Below are 409 nucleotides of genomic sequence, written 5' to 3'. Positions count from 1 at the left end.
GCCTTCGGCAAGCTTGGCTTCGAGGATATCCTGTTCGTGATGGAGCCTGTTGGTGCCGCATTTTCCTATGCGCAGTCGCTGCAGCAGGACACGACCATTCTGGTGGCCGATCTCGGCGGCGGCACGACCGACTATTCGCTGATGCGTTTCGAGACCCGCTCGGGACATCTTTCCGCATCGCCGCTTGGGCGGGGCGGCATCGGCATTGCAGGCGACACCTTCGACTACCGGATCATCGACAACGTGATCCTGCCGCGGCTCGGCAAGGGCTCACTCTACAAGAGCATGGGCAAGGAGCTGGAAATCCCGCCCAATCTCTTTGCCAATTTCGCCCGCTGGCACATGCTATCGATCTTCAAGACCTCGGACGACTTCAAGGAAATGAAGAAGCTGCTGCGCTATTGCCTGG

At 59.2% G+C, this 409-nt stretch carries 1 protein-coding gene; it reads left to right on the top strand.

What is annotated here, in order from left to right; genetic code table 11:
- Positions 1-409, top strand: a 409-nt coding sequence (locus tag FMN63_RS00060) for an Hsp70 family protein (RefSeq protein WP_148581917.1), incomplete at both ends; no start/stop codon positions are given.

It is taken from the genome of Stappia sp. BW2, assembly GCF_008107695.1.
In the GTDB taxonomy this organism is placed as follows: domain Bacteria; phylum Pseudomonadota; class Alphaproteobacteria; order Rhizobiales; family Stappiaceae; genus Roseibium.
This window is presented reverse-complemented; position numbering and strand designations above follow the sequence as displayed.